This window comes from Psychrobacter sp. C 20.9 (genome assembly GCF_001921765.1).
In the GTDB taxonomy this organism is placed as follows: domain Bacteria; phylum Pseudomonadota; class Gammaproteobacteria; order Pseudomonadales; family Moraxellaceae; genus Psychrobacter; species Psychrobacter piscatorii_B.
The window spans coordinates 222,168-242,533 of sequence record NZ_MRYC01000001.1 but is presented as its reverse complement, the minus strand read 5'-3'; the positions used below and the strand labels follow the sequence as shown (position 1 = coordinate 242,533).

Here is a 20,366-nt window from a genome sequence, read left to right as displayed (position 1 = left end):
ATCCCATATCATCAAACCCTTATTTATGCTTAAATAGGGGTATTTTTTTGCGCCAGCATTTACTATCTCTGATGTGAGTCGACCATTTTTTGTGGCAAGTTTTCCTAATCGCTTAGCAGCAACTTAGTACTGACATTGTAGCATTTAGATTATAGTATCGAATTTATTGAGGCCCTTTATGAGCAATCCGCAGCAACCTGCTTTGACTACCTTAACCATCGCCACGCGTCAGAGTCCTTTGGCTCTATGGCAAGCGGAGCATATTCGTGATCGCTTACTGGCGCTCTATCCTGAGTTGACAATTGAGTTACTAAAAATTGTCACTAAGGGTGACAAGATTTTGGACACACCTTTGGCCAAAATTGGCGGTAAGGGTTTATTTGTCAAAGAGCTTGAGCAAGCATTGTATAACAAGCAAGCAGATATTGCGGTACATTCGCTAAAGGACGTACCGATGCAGCTGCCTGAAGGCTTGACACTAGGTGTCTATTGCAAGCGTGCTTCACCAACTGATGCTTTTGTCTCAAATACTTATAATAGTATTGATGAATTGCCGCAAGGTGCAGTTGTTGGGACTTCAAGTTTGCGCCGTCAGTGTCAGATCAAAGCCTACCGCCCAGATCTACAGATCAAAACCTTGCGCGGCAATGTTGGTACGCGTTTAGGCAAGCTGGATGCAGGCGAGTACGATGCTATTATTTTGGCGACCAGTGGCTTGCAGCGTATCGAATTAGATGAGCGGATACGTGGGCAGCTAGATATTGATGCCTGTTTGCCTGCCGTTGGTCAAGGTGCGTTAGCCATTGAATGCCGTGAAGGTGATGACGAGGTGTTGAAATTACTAGCGCCACTGAACGATGATAAAGCGCGTATTCGCCTTATCGCTGAGCGTGCGCTTAACCGTCACTTGGAGGGTGGCTGCCAAGTCCCGATTGCAGCCTACGCAGTGTTGCAGATGGCGGATGAAACCAGTGCGAATAACGATGACAATGGTGAAAACGGCAACAACGATAACGGTAATGTATTGTGGTTACGTGGTCGAGTGGGTAAAGCGGATGGTAGTAAGCTGTTAAAAGCAGAAAAGCGAGTGACATTGGTTGGTACACAAGACGAGCAAGAGTCGCAGGCAAATCAGCTCGGTATTGATGTTGCCAATATACTACTTGCTGATGGTGCAGGGTCTATCTTGTCAGCGATTTATCACGCTGAGTAGCGTATTCACTTTGTCATACTGAGTCATTGATCCACATATCCACTGTTTGGTCGATGATTCAGTCCATTCTACAAGCCTTTTGTCGTGGTACATCTATGTCATCAACGTCAACTAAAGCTAGGTCTACTCATAAAAATCAATCCACTGATGGGTCGGTGCCAAAAATTGTCATCAATACGCGGCCGATAGCACGCGCTGCGCCATTGACGAATCATTTGCGAGCAGCAGGGTTCACGGTGGTTGAGATACCGATGTTGACGTTGCGGCCGCGCCCAACGACTGGCGATGACCTAGCACTGATGCGTGCGTGGCTAGCAGGTGAATATAAAGCACTGGTGATCGTAAGCCCCACTGCTGCAAGCTTAGGTCTAAAGGTTTGGCAGTCACTTGTGCATAACGAGCATGACGATAGTGGTGATACGAAAACGGAAAACAAAGCAGCAGATAGGGGTCATAAGGCTTTGGTAACGCCAAGTCCACTCATTGCAGTGGGGCAAGCGACCGCTGCGGCCCTCAATCAGGCAAAAATAGACGCGACCAACTATCAAGTGCGACAGCCCAAAGTTGCCAATAATGAAGGGATGCTGGCCATGCCTGAAATCGAATGCTTACAGTCAGGCGATAAGCTACTGATATGGCGCGGGCTTGGGGGACGGCGATTACTGGTTGATACCTTGCAAGCACGCGGCGTACATATCGATAGTATTGCGTGGTATGAGCGCTCGATGCCTACCGAGGCAATGACTCAGTATCAGCAGTGGCAAAAAGATTTTTTTGTATGTAATCAAACGACAAATACAACACCAAAGCAAGCAAAACCTATCGTCGTCGTGAGTAGTGGAGCTGCTTTTGAGCATTGGACGAGCATCGTCCAAGGTGCAAGAGAAAAAATGTCAGAACCAAAACGTAGTAATGACATAATGACTGATGCAAGAGATAATTTGCCACTCACGCTAGCGGACTTTTCTTATGTCGTATTGGGTGAGCGCTTGGCCAATATGGTGGCAGCTCAGCGTCTGAACTATTGGCGCGTAGAAGATTTGGCGCCAGATACCATTCTATCAGCCATCAATAATGATACTTAGCGTTACCATTTTTTATTTGCGTTAAACCTGTTTACACATACCTATAGCGGTACGTTCTTATGTCAATGAATTCTGAGTCCTTATCTAAGGAGCCTTCTCATATCCAGCAGCGCCGGCAAGCACACATTTTGTTGCTGCGCTTACAGTGGCTGGTTATCTTGCTGCTTATCGCGGCATTGCTGTGGCTCTATATTAGTCAGCAGCGTTTTCAGCATAGTGTCAACGAGCGCTTGCAAAGCAATGAGCAGGTTGTCAGTCGCCTAAACGAGATGGACGATCGTTTGTTTGCCATGAGCCAGCAGACGCTACCAGAGCCTAGAGTCAAAGCCAGTAGCCAAGCGCAAAACCAACTGGATTTACTACGTATTCAAATAAAAGCAGCAGATAGGTTGATAGCAGACAACAATGACAGCGCAGCGATAGAGTTGCTGCGAGGTTTGCATTGGCAATTGGCACAAAGTAGCAATGAGATTGCCCCTGCATTGACCGTCGTGATCAAGCAAAGCTTGCTCAAAGATATCGAACGACTACAGGTGCAAAGCTCACAACCTAGCCCATGGCAAATACAAAATCTTGCGATTCAAAACATCCAAGAGTTTTTGCATAGTCATGAGCGCCTCAGCAGCTACGAGGGTGCTGATATTCAGCGCCGAGAGCTAGTTGATGCTGCAACTGAAGGTGACCAAAAGCGTGCAGTAGCGAACCCGCCTGCTCAAACGTCAGCGCGTAACGACACGACATTGACGCATAGACAACTGACGATTCATGAAGTCATCATGACGTTGAATCTGGCGAGTCAAGCGAGCAATATGCGCGAGCAGGATCAACTGATCAATTATTTAACCCAAGCGCGCAAACAGCTAAAAACCTTACTACCTAAATCATCGGTTGGCAATGGCAAAAACCCCTCGCAAGTTGGCGCCATTGGCATTGCTCCATCCGACAAAAAGCCAAAGGGTATGGACAACAACTTAGAGACCATGCAGTCGCCAAATGATATACCAGAGGTCATTACTTGGCTTGATCAGCTGATTGCCAGTGCACCCAAACCGACGCCATTACTGACCACACAGATTTTGGATCAGCCGCAGAACTAATCAATGTTGTCTGAGTCCCATAGATATAAACAACATAAAGTACAAGGTAAGTTATGACCCATATGAGTGAAAAACCAGATTTTATGTCTGAGGTAGCAATTGACCGTCCTAAAGAGCTGGCTCATTATCCAGTGATACATTATCAGCCGATCCACTGGGGCGAGATGGATGCCTTTAACCATTTAAATAACGTGGTGTATTATCGTTATTCTGAGTCAGCGCGTATTGGCTATTTACATGCGCTAGATATGTTTGATGGCAGTATGGTTACCGTCTTAGCACAATCGAGCTGTCAATATTTGCGTCCAGTGACGTATCCTGACACCTTGCTACTGGGGGTTCGCTGTCAGCGTTTGGGTAATACCAGTATCGCGATGGAATATAGCTACTATAGTACAGCGCAGGATAAGATCGTTGCCACCGCTGAGGCTGTCGTGGTGCGCCTCGATAGTGATGGCAAAGCTAAACTGCCTTGGACAGCAGAAGAACGTGCGCGCTTACTGGCATTAGAGGCAAAATTTGGTCATACCCCTGAATATTAGAATAGGCTTTAGCTGCGTTGATGACCTATCTCGGATAGTGTTATATAACCATCAAAAATAAAAAAGGCACGCTAACATTATCGTAGCGTGCCTTTTTTCATGACTTTTCTCAGGCCATTTTCCAAGTAGATTTTAGCTCTCTTGCGGTGCGTGCACAAAATCCACCACATTGAGATCAAAACCTGATAACGCATAAAACTTCATGGGTGATGACAATAGACGCATATCACGGACGCCTAAATGACGCAATATCTGTGCACCAACGCCGATACTGCGATAAGGCTGCTGGGTGATGGTCGATTGTGACTCATTGTCCAAGGCTTTATCTAACGCATCTCCTAAATCGATCGGCTGATGGTTGCCGACCCAAACCAACACACCGCGCTCTGAGGCGCTAATCTCTTCTAGCGCTGATTGGACGCTCCAGCCGCTACGACCTGTCATATCGTTTTTGGCGGCAAATAAATCACGCAGTGGGTGGAAACCGTGGACACGTACGGTACTCACGCCTTCGCTCACATCTCCTTTTACCAAGGCGATATGAGTTTCTTCAGCGCCGAACTCGCGGAAACGGTGCAAGGTAAAAGTGCCATGTTCTGTTTCAAAAGGACGAGTTTCGATTTCCTCTACCGTTTGCTCATTGGCGATGCGGTAGTTGATGAGATCAGCAATGGTGCCCATCTTGATGTTATGCTCTTTGGCAAATATCTCAAGATCATCGCGACGTGCCATGGTGCCATCAGCGTTGATGATTTCTACAATCACCGCAGCAGGCTCTAATCCTGCCAGTCTTGATAAATCGCACCCTGCTTCTGTGTGGCCTGCACGGTGTAGAACGCCGCCGTTTTGTGCCATGATAGGGAAGATATGGCCAGGTTGTACGATGTCTTCGGGTTTGGCTGATGCAGAGACCGCTGCCTGAATAGTGCGCGCGCGGTCAGCGGCAGAGATACCTGTGGTCACGCCTTCAGCCGCCTCAATCGATACTGTAAAGTTGGTGCTAAATTTTGCCTCGTTGCGATCTGACATCAGCGGCAATGCCAATTGCTGGCAACGCGCTTGTGATAGCGTCAGACACACCAAGCCACGCGCGTGGGTAATCATAAAGTTGATATCTTCAGGACGAACATGGGTCGCCGCCATGATGATATCGCCTTCGTTTTCGCGGTCTTCATCATCCATCAAGATGACCATTTTTCCAGCACGAATGTCTTCGATAATCTCAGGAATCGTATTTAAACTCATAGTAAATCTCAATATTTTATTATTAATAAATATGTGTGGTTTGTAATATAAAGGGTTGTCGGCTCATTGTAGCAGTAGTTGGTAACACGTGCTGTTGCCGTTGAGCAAATCGTTTGATCATCATAGCAACCAAATATGAAAATGTTTCATGATTCTTATTCATCATGACGATAGGTATTTTAACGGTTTTTGCCTCAGCGTGCTGACCCAAAGCTGAACTATAACGCTTAGTCTTTTAAAAACAGGGTTCAGTTTTACCAATAGTATATGCAACTAACTTTCAAACCTTTTGATCCAGTGGGTCAATAGATCAGTCGTTACTGGCCGCTTGGCTTTTTAGCCACGCCATAAACTGCTTGCTATGCTGTTCTCGCTGGTTATCGGCAAACTCATAAAAGCTCGTGCCTGCTAAGTTTTCTGGCAAATAGCTTTGAGGGTAGTAGTGATTGGGATAATCATGCGGGTAAGCATACCCTTGACCGTAGCCTTGATTGCGCATCAATTTGGTCACGCCATTGCGCAAATGTAGTGGTACTGGTGAGGCGTCTTTTTCGGCCAAGGCCATCGCCGCGTTGATTGCTTTATACGTGCTGTTGCTTTTGGCACTGGTGGCTAAATAGACCACCACTTGCCCTAGGATAATACGCGCTTCTGGCATACCGATGGATTGCACACTGCGCAGGGCTGCATCCGCAAGGAGTAGAGCGTTTGGGTTGGCATTGCCGATGTCTTCACTGGCCAAAATGACCAACCTGCGCGCGATAAAATCGGCAGGCTCACCGCCAACGAGCATTCGCGCCATCCAGTACAGCGCCGCGTCAGGATCTGAGCCACGCACTGATTTGATCATGGCTGAGATAATATCGTAATGTTGCTCGCCATCTTTGTCATAACGTACCAACGCGGTCTGCGCCACTCGGCTGACCAATTCATCATTGATAATAATCGGTGATTGCTTGGCATCCGCTGTTTGAATCGCTAGTTCTAATAAATTTAGTGCCTTTCTTGCATCACCGTGAGCCAGTTGACTGATGGTGTCTTGTGCTTGCAAGTCGATGGTGAGCTTTTTGAGTATAGGGTCCTCCAAGAGTGCCCGCTGTAATACCGCACTGATTTGCTCAGGCGTTAATGGCTCTAAACGATACACTTGGCAACGTGATAAGAGCGCGTTATTCACACTAAACGACGGATTCTCTGTCGTGGCGCCAATCAGCGTAATATCACCAGATTCTACCGCGCCCAATAATGCATCTTGCTGCGCCTTATTGAAACGATGAATCTCATCGATAAACACCACTGGTGATTCAAATGCCAGTGAGTCTTTACTATCGAGCACCTCGCGCAACTGCTTGACCCCAGTATTCAATGCAGAAAGCGCATGAAAAGGTCTATTAACCGCATCCGCCAATAGCATTGCAATGGTCGTCTTACCGATACCTGCTTCGCCGTGCAAAATAATAGAGGGCAGATACCCTTGTTCGACCAAACGCCGTAAAGGTGCGCCAGTGGCCAAAAGATGCTCTTGACCAATAATAGCCGCGAGAGAATCAGGGCGCATACGCTGAGCAAGAGGGGTGTCGGCATGAAAGTTAGGCGGCATAAGGTTCTCTATTGAAAAATTAAAAAACGGTCTATTGGCTAAAGTGGCGGCCATTGAGAGATTTTATAGTCAAATCTAAATTACGACATACTAGTCTATAATTATCACTTTTATTGAAATTACATGCGTTTGTATGCTTGGCATGATTCTCGCAGCAACTTTACTATGACAATGAGTATTAGACATCAGCAGTCAAAGTAGGCTACTTTATAAGTAGGGTACTTGCTATAAACAATACACGCTAGGCTAACGCAAAAACATGTTAATGAAAGCTAACGAAGCGTATAGCTTATGTCCCCAGCACTTTATTTTTAATCATTCATCCTTACTAACGGTTCAATGGTAACGATCAGAATGGTTGACCAAACACCATTTATTATCACTGCCCTAACAAATATAAGGTATTACATTGACGATGTCTGGACAACCTCTCAAGCGTTTGTTGAATCTATATTCACGCAGCAGCGTAAAAAAGCAGCAGTCGCGTTATCTGACAATTGGCGAGATAGCACTGGCACGCTCAGTGTTCGGTGACCGTATCAGATTAGATGAAGTGCGACTAAAAACCACTTGGTGGGTTCTCAAAAGTTATGCGGTAAGTCCGAATGGTAATATTTACTTTAATCCAGCCGATTGGATCACAGATTTTAGTGTGGCCTCGTTAGGCAAGCAAAGCTGGCTCATCCATGAGCTCACCCATGTGTGGCAGTTACAGCAAGGCTTGAAAGTGGTACGCGGTGCCCTTATCGATCGGCGATATGATTATGTGCTAGAGACGGGTAAGTCCTTTTTTAAATACGGTATCGAGCAGCAGGCGCGAATGGTTCAAGATTATTTTGTGCGCCGTCAAAAAGGACAGGATTGTCAGGATTTAGAAGCCTGTATACCATTTTTGACAGTGAATACTATCACTGACAAAAAACGCGCCAACAGCAATTTTACTGCTTAAACTGCCTCATAGTAAGCGAAAAGCCTACGTGCATCACCATTTTAGCTTTTTATATTTTTGCTTTATTAAAGGATACGTACTCTCATGCTTCGACTTTTGCCAGTAAAGCCTAATATTGATACTTCTGCTAGCTCAGCTCTGGCCGCAGTAGCGCTAACGGGCGTGCTATTTCTGACCGGCTGTCAGCAGCAAGCTGACGCACCGCCTGTACCAGATGAGACTCAGACAACTGAAAAAACAAGTGAGGAAGACAGTCAACCTATGCAGCAAAGTGATTCTGCGGCGGCGCGTATAGAGCAGTTTCAGCCTATATACGTTGCGCAAGCGCAAGGGCTACAGCGTCGACTACAAGCAGAGTATGAGTCACTGCAAGCGGCAGATGCTTCAGATAGCGAAGAGTCGCTATTACTCAATGGAGCGACCAACGATTCAGCTACTCTTACAGAAAATGCGAATAGCGCCAATTCCGAACCATTACCAGCTGATAGTCCAGTAGAAGCTAACGCTACCAGTGAGGAAGGTTCGGATGCAGAGATGAATACAAGTACCGAAGTGGGCGAGCGTGATCTGACTGTATTAAAGCGTATCAGCCTTGAGCCGCGCAAACCGATTATATTGACGGAAGAGCAGATCATCGAGCGATATCAGCAAACGATGGCAGCGTTATATCAGCCTGTGACTAAGCCACTCAGTGCAGAGGATTCTGATACGCTGATCAATATAGCGACCTTAATACCTCAGCTGTTTGAGCATGCAGAGATTGCAGGAAGGGTCAGTGCAAAAAGTCCTGCGCTGGCTCGGTTGATTATTCAGCACCAAGTATGGGAGCAAATAGAAGCGCAGCAAGTGGTTGATATGCAGCAAATGAAGCAACAACAGCAGCAAGAATTTGAAACGCTCATGACCAAATTCAACGATACGATTAAAGGATATGATGAGCAGATTGCCAAATATGAACAGACGTTAAAAGAGTTCCAATAGCGTATGACGTGATGGCGATAGTTGCGTGCCAAGTATCGTATTTGCTATAGACTTTACAGACACAATAAAAAATCCCGCACGATGGCGGGATTTTTTATTGGAAAGATACTATTTTTGCTTACTTACGGTCTTCAACCTTGACAAAGTCACGGCGCGTTTCACCAGTATATAACTGACGTGGACGACCGATCTTGTATGGGGCGCTGTGCATCTCTAACAAATGGCTGATCCAACCTGAAGTACGAGCCAGTGCAAAGATTACCGTAAACATTGATGTTGGGATACCGATGGCTTTTAAGATAATACCAGAGTAAAAATCAACGTTTGGATATAGGTTACGCTCGATGAAGAACGGGTCTTCTAGTGCAATTTTTTCGAGTGCCATTGCCAATTCAAGCTTAGGATCGTTGACACCAAGTGCTTCTAATACTTCATCACAAGTCTCTTTCATGACTTTCGCACGTGGATCGAAGTTTTTGTAGACACGGTGACCAAAGCCCATTAGCTTCACTTCACGGCTTTTCACTTTTTCCATGAATTCAGGCACGTTTTCAACCGTACCGATTTCATCAAGCATCTCTAGTACAGCTTCGTTTGCGCCGCCATGAGAAGGTCCCCAAAGAGCTGCGATACCAGCAGCGATACAGGCATAAGGGTTAGCACCGGTAGAACCTGCTAAACGTACTGTTGACGTAGAGGCGTTTTGCTCATGATCAGCATGCAAGGTAAAGATTTTGTCCATTGCACGAGTGATGACGTCGTTCGTCTTATAGTCTACATCAGCAGGAGTCGCAAACATCATGTACAAGAAGTTCTCAGCGTAGCTAAAGTCGTTACGCGGATACATGAACGGTTCGCCCTGCGAGTATTTATAACTCATCGCCGCAAGCGTAGGCATCTTAGCAATCAAACGAATAGCTGTGATTTCACGATGCTCTTCGTTACTGAGGTCTAGGTTGTCATGATAGAACGCTGATAACGCACCAACGACACCAACCATAATGGCCATTGGATGCGCGTCACGGCGGAAACCTTCAAAGAATTTACGCAATTGATCATGAACAGCCGTATGTTCACGAATTTTTTCAAAGAAATCTGCCTTTTGCTCAGCGTTAGGTAGGTCGCCATTTAGCAACGCATATGCCACTTCTAGGTATTCAGCATGGTTTGCTAACTCGTCGATAGGGTAGCCGCGGTGTAATAATTCGCCTTTGCCACCATCGATATAAGTAATTTTTGATTCAACAGGAGCAGTTACTTTAAAACCAGGGTCATAAGACCAAAATCCTGATTCTTGCAAAGCAGCAACATCGATAACTGGGCGCCCTAAAGTACCTTCAATAATAGGAAGTTCGTATTCTTCACCATTCACGGTTAGTTTGGCATTAGTGTCAGCCATAAATTGCTCTCCATTGTTTTTGATTTGTTAGAATAAAATTACTACAGACGCATACCTCACGTCGTTATCTGTCAAACGGCAAAATCCGTTTCACTCATTTAATACGCAAGGTATATTAGCAGCAATTACTTGTGATTTGAAAAAACTTTTATTGACCGTAGGTCCAATTGGCACGGCCTAGCGGTGGTTGTTCACTGTAATTTTTGTATCAAAATATGTCTGATTGGTTATTTTGCGCCAAACTTTGTGTTTATCAAACATATTTACAACGTCAGTATTGACGTTATATTTTGGGGTTTGTCGCAAAAACGCAGCAGGATTTTCGCAAAAAACGAGGCTAAAAACAGACAGGGCATGAGCAGTAGACAAGTTAAGTGTCGAGCATAATTGTCAGAGGTAAGCGTTTTCCACATTCAGTATTGCATATATCTATTCGTTTGTTAATTAAGTGTGTGCCTTTATTACTTTAGGGATAAATTTGTAATTATCGCCCAGTCATTTTATAATTGCAGGAATTGACTGGCACTAGCTTTGTGCGAATTGATAAGTAGTCATGATATAGTGTCGCCTAGAGCTTACTTTATACATGCTTATTTACGATTGTCTGGTGTTTTGATAAACCAAACCGAATTCTGTGGTTTAAATGTTCTTGTTAACTGCTCTATTTTTAGATGCTCAGCACCAGTATTTAGTGCTCAGTACAAGGTTTATTTTGATAGAGAAGACATATTAACGTTGTCTGGCTATTCATACGACCAATAAAAATAGACTGGTTAGTCGATCTTACTCATGTTTATTTTCTTTGTTGTATAATAGATAGGTTGTTTTGTAGGCCTGTCAGCTCGACAAGCGACACTAGACAGCTTATCAATACCTTATATACATGATTCTTTCTTCATATTTAGCACAAACTAAAAGAAGTCAGCTAGCTCTTCCTTACTTTATTCGTCTCGTGTGTTGCTCGATGCTCAACTGACACCATTTTTGTCAAGCGTTGATAGCAGATACAGGAGTATAACCGCAAAAAGGATGCCCGCTGTGAAAAGCAACCGACCTATTGATCTGCCTCTAAGCCAAGTGATTAGCGTTAATCGCTCACCGATCGCAATCGCCTCTATTTTGCATCGTATCTCTGGCATTATTTTATTCTTATTAATTCCTGTAATGCTGTGGCTATTACAGAACTCATTGGCGTCGCCTGAGAGTTTTGAGACCGTATTTGACAACGTACTTGTGCGCTTTTTGGCATGGATATTTGTTGCCGCCATCGCATATCACTTCGTGATGGGTATCAAACATTTATTTGCTGATATGGGCATGAACGAAGAGCTAAAATCTGGCCGCACTGCCTCTATGGTCAGTTTTGTAATTGCAGCGATTTTAGTTGTCGCGTCATTTATATGGGTGATGTTCTAATGATTAAAAATGATTCAGGAGTCAAAAGTGCTACTGGTCTGACAGGTTCAGGCTCACGCGATTGGATTATTCAGCGTATTAGTGCTGTTTTTTTAGCCGTTTATAGTGTGGTGTTGCTGGGCTTCTTTTTGACCCACGGCGATGTCACGTATCTTGAGTGGTCATCATTCATGACTAGCCTGCCAATGCGTTTATTCAGCTTAGTTGCTGTACTTGCATTAGCTGGCCATGCTTGGGTGGGAATGTGGACCGTATTTACTGACTATATTACGACAGGCAAACTGGGCTCAAGCGCAGCAGGTTTACGTTTAGTGCTACAGTCATTGATGATTATCGCTATTTTAGTATTTCTATTTTGGGGAATCATGATTTTTTGGGGTAACGGCTTTAGTGTCGTTGCTGTTTAATGATTGAGTGACCAGCTTTAGTATTGATATAAATATCTATATATAACGGATGCGCGCAGCTGGTATGTCAGCTGATAGAGTAGTTTAAAAGTATCCGTTGATAGCCAAAAATAGTCATAGCATTGGACCAATAGCGCCCACTATTTAGATTGTCGCTGAATAAGCAACAAGGTTGAGCAGGTTTGGTTCAGTATAACGATAGATATGCAAATTAAGTGGTCAAAGACTGTTATATCCTCTTCTTTAATAAGTGCATGTGATGGCCAGATAAAAGCCCTTAAACCTGCAATAAGAAGATTTTAAAACACGCTTTTCATTTACTTATAAGCATTAATAGGCATTAGGAAAACCGTAATGGCAACTAGACAAGACAATACCATTAGTAATATTAAGACCCTAAACTACGATGCAGTTATCGTTGGTGGCGGTGGTTCAGGTATGCGCGCTTCATTGCACTTAGCGGAAGCGGGTATGAAGGTTGCAGTCCTGACCAAAGTATTCCCAACACGTTCGCACACGGTTGCCGCTCAGGGTGGCATCGGTGCAAGTTTGGGCAACATGAGTAACGACAACTGGCATTTTCACTTTTATGACACCGTAAAAGGGTCAGATTGGTTAGGTGACCAAGACGCTATCGAGTATATGTGCCGTGAAGCGCCAAAGGTAGTCTATGAGCTTGAGCACATGGGCATGCCGTTTGACCGTAACGAAGATGGTACGATTTATCAGCGTCCATTCGGCGGTCATACGTCAAACTATGGCGAAAAAGCGGTACAACGTGCGTGCGCTGCTGCTGACCGTACAGGTCACGCATTGCTACATACGCTGTATCAGAAAAACTTACAGCAAGGTACTGAGTTCTTTATCGAGTGGATCGCACTTGACTTGATCAAAGACGAAGCGGGTAACATCAACGGTGTTATCGCTCTTGAGCAAGAGACAGGTACGGTTGCAGTATTCCAAGCACCAGTGACTGTTCTAGCAACAGGTGGTGCAGGTCGTATCTTTGCCGCCTCTACCAACGCTTATATCAACACTGGTGATGGTATTGGTATGGCAGTTCGCGCTGGTATCCCACTACAGGATATGGAGTTCTGGCAGTTCCATCCAACGGGCGTTCATGGTGCAGGTGTACTATTGACCGAAGGGTGCCGCGGCGAAGGTGCTATCTTGCGTAACAAGGATGGCGAAGCTTTCATGGAGCGTTATGCGCCAACCGTTAAGGATTTGGCACCACGTGATCTCGTATCGCGTTCTATGGACCAAGAAATCAAAGAAGGTCGTGGTTGTGGCCCTAATGCTGACCATATCGTCATGGATATGACCCATTTGGGTGTCGACACTATCATGAAGCGTCTACCGTCAGTATTTGAGATCGGTAAAAACTTCGCCAACGTTGATATTACTAAAGAACCTATTCCAGTTATCCCAACCATTCACTACATGATGGGTGGTATTCCAACCACTATCCATGGTCAGGTAATCGTGCCGGATCTAGAAGCGGGTACTGATGAAGACGGTTTATATGCTAATGGTAACGTCGTTAAAGGCCTATACGCTATTGGTGAGTGCGCTTGTGTGAGTGTACACGGTGCCAACCGTTTAGGTACCAACTCACTACTTGATTTGGTTGTGTTTGGTCGTGCTGCTGGTAAGCACATTGTTGATGAGTTCCATCAAAACGATCATAACTACAAACCACTTGATCCGCATGTACTTGACATCACGGTTGGTCGTTTAAACAAATTGCAGCAATCAACATCAGGCTACAATGCACAAGACGTGGCTGATGAGATTCGCGCCACCATGCAGGCACATGCCAGTGTATTCCGTACGCAAGCCATGATGGATGAAGGCGTTGAGAAAATTTTAGCGCTGGGTGAGAAAGTCGAACAAATCCATTTGGGTGATAAATCACAAGTCTTCAACACTGCTCGTATTGAAGCGTTTGAAGTGGCAAACCTATACGAAGTAGCAAAAGCGACGATGGTATCAGCCGCGAGTCGTCACGAAAGCCGCGGCGCGCATAGTGTCTCTGATTATGATCGTCCAGAAGATGATGACTATGCACCAAACGGCCGTAATGACCACGATTGGATGAAGCATACTTTATGGTATTCTGAAGGCAACCGTATCATTTACAAACCAGTTCGCAAAGTGCCACTGACTGTTGACTATATCGAACCAAAAGTTCGCGTCTATTAATCCTAGACTATGCGCTCGATATAAACAGAAAGCTTAAACGTTTTATCCCTTATTAATTTATTAAAAAGGTGACCGCCAGCTACATGCTCATAGGAGTGCTGCTAGGCTACTAATTGATATTCGATTATCAGTAGTGATTAATAGCCAGCACTCATATGTTGCAATCTTTGTATGCCCGCCATCACCTACGTGTGGAGTTTAGCATTATGAGCCGAGGTACTCGCACCATCGAAATCTATCGCTACGATCCTGATGTGGACGCAGCCCCCCGCATGCAAACTTATACGATTGAATTACTTGATTCAGATCGTATGTTGCTTGACGTGTTATTACGCCTAAAGAAAGAAGATGAAACAATCACTTTCCGCCGCTCTTGCCGTGAAGGTATTTGTGGTTCTGATGGCATGAACATCAATGGTAAAAATGGTCTAGCATGTCTAATCAACATGAACACGCTACCAGAAAAAGTAACCGTTCGTCCGTTACCTGGTTTGCCAGTGGTTCGTGACTTGGTTGTTGATATGAACCAATTCTACGAGCAATACGAAAAAGTACATCCGTACTTAATCAACGATCAGCCAGCACCACCAACTGAGCGTTTGCAGTCTCCTGCTGAGCGTGAAAAGTTAAATGGTCTGTATGAGTGTATTCTGTGTGCATGCTGCTCAACGAGCTGCCCATCTTTTTGGTGGAACCCTGATAAGTTCTTAGGTCCATCAGCATTGCTACATGCGTATCGCTTTGTTGCTGACAGCCGTGATGGTGACACGCAAGCACGTTTGGCGCGTTTAGACGATCCGTTTAGTCTATTCCGTTGCCGTGGTATTATGAACTGTGTGTCAGTTTGTCCAAAAGGCTTGAACCCAACCAAAGCAATCGGTCATTTACGTAATATGTTGATTGATCAAGCTGGTTAATTGTTTTGATTATTATTGACTAACAAAAACACCACCTATTCATTAGGTGGTGTTTTTGTTAGTCAAAATCACTGATTATAGTAGTGTTAATTTTCTGTTCACTATTGTTTGAAGTGGGCTTCTGTCTGTGGCAATGAGCAATTGTGCCGGATAGGTAGAATAATATGCCTAGTACACTGGTGAATAATAGGACGTTAGTCTATCCGTAAATCTGTATGGGCGATACGTTGACCATATGTAAGAAGACATATTATATAAACAGCCAATCTATATAATCGGATACACGTAAAGTTTGGTATAATTGCATCTTGAACTTGATCAAACATTGCAAATTTTGTTTCCGATGCATTAAAAGTAGCATCTGTACGGGCTATTGCATTAATACAATAAAACGTTATGTATACAATAACGAGGCTTCTATAATTGATAATAGATATTCATTACGTAAATACTTAGTATTGAACAAACAAACTATATCGTAAAAAACGCTCATGATATTCTATACAGCAATGTATGTTTATCTGAAACGATAAGATTTGTTAGCAAATAGCGGATATTTCAGCGATAATAGCCATTTTATAGGCTAGCTGAAAGATTGACCATTTATTAATAATTTATCATTGATGAATTGGTTATGGCTAAAAGAAGTATATATAAATTAATGTTGTGAAACGAGCTAGATCAGAAAACTGAGTATTCACAAATAAATTTATTTTTAACATAGGTGTTGCAATAAGACTTGTTATCACTATTTAGCATTACTTGCTCTTTTAGACAATGACAGCAATATTCTATAGTGACGGCAATACTTAGGGATAAAAGTGTTTTATCGAACCGTATTCAATGGGGTATGACGAATTGTCTGAACGCCTAGCATACAACGACTGACACCATAATAAGCACGATTCCATTCATTTATCTATCAAATAGACGATTATTATGAATAGTATAACCAAAGAAAAAGCGGACCAAGGACATACTGAACTGGCCGCCGATAATGCCAGCTATATAGAAGCTCTTTATGAGCAATACCTAACGGACCCTGATAGTGTTGACACAGATTGGCAAGCGTACTTCGAACAGTACAAATCGTCAAATGATGCTCAGCATAATGCTATTAAAGACCAATTTTTGTTACTTGCCCGCAATCAAACGGCGAACAAATCGAGTAATGAAAGTACCGGTACAAGTAGTAGTAATTCAGACAACTGTACTGATCCAAAGCAAATGGGTGTACAGCAACTCATCTCCGCATACCGCCGCCGTGGTCACCGCCGCGCCAAGCTAGATCCATTGAACTTACATCCACGTGCAGAAGTGGAAGATCTGACCCTAGCTTATCACAACCTATCAGAAGCCGACCTTGATACTGTATTCCCAACCAATGATTTAGTGATCGGTAAAGACGAAGCACCATTACGTGAAATTATCGAAATCATGGAGCGTGTTTACTGCCGCCATATCGGTATTGAGTATATGCATGTGACCACCAGCACTGAAAAACGCTGGATGGAAGAGTATGTAGAAAGCAATCTAGGCTATATCAAGTTTGACAAAGAAAAGCGTTTGTCTATTCTTGAGCGTCTAACAGCGGCCGAAGGTCTAGAAAAATATTTGGCGCGTAAATATACAGGCGTTAAGCGTTTTGGTCTAGAAGGTGGTGAGAGTTTCATACCTGCAGTCAATGAAATCATCCAACGTGCTGGTGGCTATGGTACAAAAGAGATGGTCATTGGTATGGCTCACCGTGGACGTCTAAACGTGTTGGTCAATATTTTGGGCAAAAACCCTGCAGACTTATTTGATGAGTTTGACGGTAAAGTGCAGCCAGAAAAAGGCTCAGGCGACGTTAAGTATCACAATGGTTTTTCATCTAACGTGATGACCCCAGGTGGTGAAGCGCATTTAGCCTTAGCATTTAACCCATCGCATCTTGAAATCGTTGCACCAGTATTACAAGGCTCAGTACGTGCACGTCAAGTGCGCCGTAATGATCAGCCGTCATTAGATAATACTGGTGGCAACTCAGTATTACCAATCGTTATCCATGGTGATGCGGCTTTTGCTGGACAGGGTGTGGTTCAAGAAACCTTCCAAATGTCACAGACCCGTGCTTATACCACTGGCGGTACTGTACATATCATTATCAATAACCAAGTTGGCTTTACCACTAGCCGTCAAGAAGATGTTCGTTCAACCGAATATTGTACTGATGTCGCAAAAATGGTACATGCACCAATCCTACACGTGAATGGTGATGATCCTGAATCAGTCGTTTTCGCGGCTCAATTAGCCTTAGACTATCGTCATCAGTTTGATAAAGACATCATTATTGACTTGTTCTGCTACCGTCGCAACGGTCACAACGAGGCAGATGAGCCTTCAGCCACTCAGCCATTGATGTATGCAGTTATTAAGAAATTGCCAACGACACGTACCCTTTATGCGCAAAAGCTCATCGCAGAAGGTATCTTAAATGCTGAAGAAGAAAAACAGTATGAAGATAATTATCGTGAATCTTTAGACCGTGGCGATTACGTTGTCAGCTCACTGGTTCAAGAGCCTAACGAGCAGCTATTTGTAGACTGGAAGCCTTATCTAGGTCATGACTTGGTTGACGATTGGGATACCAGTGTTGATATCGAAAAGCTCAAAGGGTATGGACGCCGTATGGCTGAGATGCCAGAAGGCTACAAGCTACAGCGTCAGGTTCAAAAGGTTGTTGAGCAGCGTCTAGCCATGCAAACAGGCGAAGAGCCTCTCAACTGGGGTGCCGCTGAGACATTAGCCTATGCATCATTAGTTGATAACGATGATGTCTTGGTACGTATTACTGGTGAAGATGTCGGCCGTGGTACATTCTCACATCGTCATACTGAAATCTACAATGTTAATGATGGCAGCATGTATGTGCCACTTGCTCATTTGAGCGAGAAACAAGCACGTTTTGCTACTTATAACTCGTTATTGTCAGAAGAAGCTGTATTGGCCTTTGAATATGGCTATGCTACGACAGTACCGAACGCCTTGATTGTTTGGGAAGCTCAGTTTGGTGACTTTGTGAACGGTGCTCAAGTCGTCATTGACCAGTTCATCTCAAGTGGTGAGACCAAGTGGCAACGTGTCTGTGGTTTGACGATGTTGTTACCGCATGGTTTTGAAGGTCAAGGCCCTGAGCATTCATCTGCTCGCCTTGAGCGCTTCTTACAGCTATGTGCTGAAGACAATATGCAAGTCATCACGCCAACGACTCCTGCACAGATTTATCATGCCTTACGTCGTCAAGCGGTACGTCCGATCCGTAAGCCTTTGATCGTTATGTCACCAAAGAGCTTATTGCGTCATAAGCTAGCAACTTCTCATTTAGAAGAGCTTGCTAACGGTAAGTTCGAAACGGTATTGCCAGAGATGGACGATCACAACGCAGATAAAGTGACTCGTATGGTGCTATGTGGTGGTAAGGTTTATTATGATCTACTAGAACAGCGTCGTGCATTAGGTCTCGATCATGTTGCTATCGTCCGTATCGAGCAGCTATATCCGCTACCAGAGCAACGTTTGGTCGCTGAGATTGAAAAATACAGCAACTTGACCGAGATTGTATGGACGCAAGAAGAGCCATTGAATCAGGGCGCTTGGTACTACTTAGCACCGCATATGTTCCGTATTGTTGTACCACATCCAACCAAAGCAAAAGTTATGGAGCCCGTGGCACGTCCTGCTAGTGCAGCACCTGCAACAGGATCTCCAAAACTGCATGCACAGCAACAACAAGCACTGATTGCTGGTGGCCTTGGTATCAGTATTGATGAGTTGTCTCAGTAACAGATTATCTAATTGAAAGACTATAGAAGATAAATGAATCAGGCGATGACAGTCAGTATGTTTTAATATTCTGCCAAATAGCATTATTAAAACGATACTGATTGCCTATCACGACTTAATAATAAGTATGAATATCCAAATCTAAGGAGTATATCGATGGCTGACATCAAAGCCCCCGTTTTTCCAGAATCGGTTGCCGATGGCACAATCGTTGAATGGCATGTCACTGAAGGTCAACAAGTTAGCCGTGACGACCTATTAGCTGAAATCGAAACTGATAAGGTGGTACTAGAAGTTGTGGCACCTGATGATGGTGTTGTGACCAAGATCGTCAAAGATGTTGACGATACTGTTCTGTCTGATGAGCTAATCGCACAATTTGAAGCAGGCGCAAGTGCTGGTGAAGCACCAGCGGTAGAGACAGATCAACCTGCTGCGCCAGTACAAGAAAAGCAAGCTGCAGATGGTGGCGAGCCAGTACAAGTCACTGACAAAAAAGATGAAGCAGAGCACAAAGATCAAAGCCCAGCCGTCCGTAAAGCGGCAAAAGAGTCAGGCGTTGATCCTAAAGAAGTTGAAGGTAGCGGCCGCGGCGGTCGTGTCACTAAAACTGATATGGCTAACCCAACACTGAAATCAGACAGCAGCATCAAGTCTGACAGCGGTCGTCCAGTTGCCGAATCAACGGGCGAGCGTACTGAAAAACGCGTTCCAATGACTCGCTTGCGTAAGCGTGTTGCTGAGCGTCTATTATCAGCATCACAAGATACCGCGATGTTGACGACGTTTAACGAAGTGAACATGAAGCCATTGATGGACATGCGTGCTAAGTACAAAGAGAAATTCGAAAAGCGTCATGGCGTACGTTTAGGCTTTATGTCGTTGTTTGTAAAAGCAGCAACTGAAGCACTGAAACGTTTCCCAGCAGTCAATGCCTCACTAGATGGCGATGATATTGTTTATCATGGTTTTTATGATATCGGTGTAGCCGTATCATCAGATCGTGGTCTGGTCGTTCCTGTACTGCGTGATACTGACCGTATGGGTATGGCGGACATTGAAGCCAAAATCCGTGAATACGGTAGCAAGGCGCAAGAAGGCAAGCTTGGTCTAGACGAGATGACGGGTGGTACATTCACTATCTCAAACGGCGGTGTATTTGGGTCATTGATGTCAACCCCTATCTTGAACCCACCGCAAACTGCCATCCTAGGTATGCATGCGATCAACGAGCGCCCAATGGCGGTCGACGGTAAAGTTGAAATCTTGCCAATGATGTACTTGGCGTTATCTTATGACCACCGTATGATCGATGGTAAAGAAGCGGTACAGTTCCTAGTAACTATCAAAGAGTTGGTCGAAGACCCAGCTATGTTGCTACTAGACTTGTAAGCTTCTAAGCTTGTATTGGCAACCGCTGATACAAGCTTTTTAGCTTTGGTACAGATAATAGCTCTACCTGATAAGCAGCAACTGATTTGCTGC

The 20,366-nt window shown here is 44.4% G+C and carries 15 protein-coding genes; 12 read left to right on the top strand and 3 right to left on the bottom strand.

The window, feature by feature from the left end; genetic code table 11:
* The first annotated feature begins 178 nt into the window (after nt 1–178).
* The 4 genes from hemC (at nt 179) to BTW00_RS01045 (ending at nt 3,937) form a co-directional block, all read left to right on the top strand.
* Complete coding sequence (gene hemC / locus BTW00_RS01060) at nt 179–1,213, top strand: hydroxymethylbilane synthase (RefSeq protein WP_075105836.1); 1,035 nt, start codon at nt 179–181, stop codon at nt 1,211–1,213.
* A gap of 95 nt (nt 1,214–1,308) precedes the next feature.
* Nucleotides 1,309–2,298, top strand: a complete 990-nt coding sequence (locus BTW00_RS01055; RefSeq protein WP_075105835.1) for a uroporphyrinogen-III synthase — start codon at nt 1,309–1,311, stop codon at nt 2,296–2,298.
* A 59-nt stretch (nt 2,299–2,357) separates the two neighbouring features.
* Nucleotides 2,358–3,395 carry a hypothetical protein gene (locus BTW00_RS01050; RefSeq protein WP_075105834.1) on the top strand — a complete coding sequence of 346 codons (1,038 nt, stop codon included), beginning with the start codon at nt 2,358–2,360 and terminating at the stop codon, nt 3,393–3,395.
* Between the two features lie 62 nt (nt 3,396–3,457).
* Nucleotides 3,458–3,937, top strand: coding sequence for a thioesterase family protein (locus BTW00_RS01045; protein WP_075105906.1), 480 nt, complete (start codon nt 3,458–3,460; stop codon nt 3,935–3,937).
* Nucleotides 3,938–4,069: 132 nt separating this feature from the next.
* Here the strand turns inward: BTW00_RS01045 and ribBA are convergent, their stop codons facing one another.
* Nucleotides 4,070–5,182, bottom strand: a complete 1,113-nt coding sequence (gene ribBA, locus BTW00_RS01040) for a bifunctional 3,4-dihydroxy-2-butanone-4-phosphate synthase/GTP cyclohydrolase II (RefSeq protein WP_075105833.1) — start codon at nt 5,180–5,182, stop codon at nt 4,070–4,072.
* A gap of 310 nt (nt 5,183–5,492) precedes the next feature.
* The gene (locus BTW00_RS01035) at nt 5,493–6,782 is read right to left on the bottom strand and encodes a replication-associated recombination protein A (RefSeq protein WP_075105832.1); all 1,290 of its coding nucleotides are present in this window, start codon (nt 6,780–6,782) and stop codon (nt 5,493–5,495) included.
* 415 nt (nt 6,783–7,197) lie between these two features.
* Here BTW00_RS01035 and BTW00_RS01030 point away from each other — a divergent pair, with 415 nt between their 5' ends.
* Together BTW00_RS01030 and BTW00_RS01025 are read left to right on the top strand one after the other, a co-directional pair.
* Nucleotides 7,198–7,731 carry a type IV secretion protein Rhs gene (locus tag BTW00_RS01030; protein ID WP_075105831.1) on the top strand — a complete coding sequence of 178 codons (534 nt, stop codon included), beginning with the start codon at nt 7,198–7,200 and terminating at the stop codon, nt 7,729–7,731.
* 84 nt (nt 7,732–7,815) lie between these two features.
* Nucleotides 7,816–8,712 carry a hypothetical protein gene (locus BTW00_RS01025; RefSeq protein WP_075105830.1) on the top strand — a complete coding sequence of 299 codons (897 nt, stop codon included), beginning with the start codon at nt 7,816–7,818 and terminating at the stop codon, nt 8,710–8,712.
* A gap of 118 nt (nt 8,713–8,830) precedes the next feature.
* Here BTW00_RS01025 and gltA read toward each other — a convergent pair whose 3' ends face one another.
* Complete coding sequence (gene gltA / locus BTW00_RS01020) at nt 8,831–10,111, bottom strand: citrate synthase (RefSeq protein ID WP_075105829.1); 1,281 nt, start codon at nt 10,109–10,111, stop codon at nt 8,831–8,833.
* A 1,029-nt stretch (nt 10,112–11,140) separates the two neighbouring features.
* Here gltA and sdhC point away from each other — a divergent pair.
* The 6 genes from sdhC to odhB all read left to right on the top strand — a co-directional run bounded on the left by sdhC (nt 11,141) and on the right by odhB (nt 20,273).
* Entirely contained in the window at nt 11,141–11,527 is a 387-nt protein-coding gene (gene sdhC, locus BTW00_RS01015; protein WP_075105828.1) for a succinate dehydrogenase, cytochrome b556 subunit, read from the top strand.
* Nucleotides 11,527–11,934: a succinate dehydrogenase, hydrophobic membrane anchor protein gene (sdhD, locus tag BTW00_RS01010; RefSeq protein ID WP_178379226.1), complete on the top strand. Its 408-nt coding sequence runs from the start codon at nt 11,527–11,529 to the stop codon at nt 11,932–11,934. The genes sdhC and sdhD overlap by 1 nt, the downstream gene beginning before the upstream one ends.
* Before the next feature lie 354 nt (nt 11,935–12,288).
* Complete coding sequence (gene sdhA / locus BTW00_RS01005) at nt 12,289–14,139, top strand: succinate dehydrogenase flavoprotein subunit (RefSeq protein ID WP_075105827.1); 1,851 nt, start codon at nt 12,289–12,291, stop codon at nt 14,137–14,139.
* 206 nt (nt 14,140–14,345) lie between these two features.
* The gene (locus BTW00_RS01000; protein WP_058023969.1) at nt 14,346–15,056 is read left to right on the top strand and encodes a succinate dehydrogenase iron-sulfur subunit; all 711 of its coding nucleotides are present in this window, start codon (nt 14,346–14,348) and stop codon (nt 15,054–15,056) included.
* Between the two features lie 939 nt (nt 15,057–15,995).
* Nucleotides 15,996–18,881: a 2-oxoglutarate dehydrogenase E1 component gene (locus tag BTW00_RS00995; RefSeq protein WP_075105826.1), complete on the top strand. Its 2,886-nt coding sequence runs from the start codon at nt 15,996–15,998 to the stop codon at nt 18,879–18,881.
* A gap of 156 nt (nt 18,882–19,037) precedes the next feature.
* Nucleotides 19,038–20,273, top strand: a complete 1,236-nt coding sequence (gene odhB / locus BTW00_RS00990) for a 2-oxoglutarate dehydrogenase complex dihydrolipoyllysine-residue succinyltransferase (protein ID WP_075105825.1) — start codon at nt 19,038–19,040, stop codon at nt 20,271–20,273.
* The last annotated feature ends 93 nt before the right edge of the window (nt 20,274–20,366 follow it).